Source organism: Winogradskyella sp. ABM4_392, assembly GCF_056160445.1.
Genome location: NZ_JBSWXE010000016.1, coordinates 1 through 975 on the forward strand (window position 1 = coordinate 1; position 975 = coordinate 975).

At 45.1% G+C, this 975-nt stretch carries 1 protein-coding gene; it reads left to right on the forward strand.

The features are described 5' to 3' along the window. Window positions 1-975, forward strand: a 975-nt coding sequence (locus ACXAFS_RS15270) for a T9SS type B sorting domain-containing protein (RefSeq protein ID WP_475308042.1), incomplete at both ends; no start/stop codon positions are given.

Consider the following 975-nt stretch of genomic DNA (forward strand, 5'->3'; position numbering starts at 1 on the left):
CTATGATACGGACGCAGATGGAGTGTTTGATTTAATAGACGTTGATGGAGATGGTCTGTCGGACGGTATTGATGCCAATGCAGATGGTCTGTACGAGTTTGTGGATGTAGATGGTGATGGAAACGGAGACCCAGTAGACCTTAACAATGATGGTACGTTTGATAACCAGCAGGACGGATCCATATGTTACGAAGTGGCACCATTGACGCTTCAGGTGAACTCAAGGCCATACTTTGATTTAGAGGATAGTTACATCCTTTGTGTCGATACCAATGGAACAGAGATACTGGATGCACCAGTATTGGATACGGGATTATCGGATACCGATTACAGTTTTGTATGGACCTTTAATGGTGAAGAGATTGCTTCAGAGACAGGCTCTAGTATGATGCCGACACAAGGTGGTATTTATGGTGTAACGGTAACGGATATCAGTACGTCAACGGTAACGAACTGTGATAATTACGATGAGACGACCGTCATAGAAAGTGCACCACCAACATTAATAGCCGATTTTGTAACACAATTTTTTGGCGAAAATAATGTTATAGAAGCATTGGCGACCGGAATAGGTGATTATGAGTACAGCTTGGACGGAGGTCCATGGATGGATCCGTTGGAAGATGGTTCGATACAGTTTACGGGAGTATCATCAGGACTCCATGTGGTGACGGCGAGGGACAAGACAGGCTGTGGCATAGCGACATATGATGTTTTTGTGGTGGATTACCCAAAGTACTTTACGCCTAACGGAGATGGCATCCATGAAACATGGAACATAGAAGGCATTGGAAGTAGTGCCAAAATTTATATATTTGACCGCTACGGGAAACTGCTCAAGCAGATCAGCCCGGAAGGTCAGGGATGGGACGGCACGTTCAACGGCAACAACATGCCATCGAGCGACTATTGGTTCACCGTAGAGTACCTGGAGCCCCTTACCAACCAAACAAAAGAGTTTAAAGCCCATTTTAC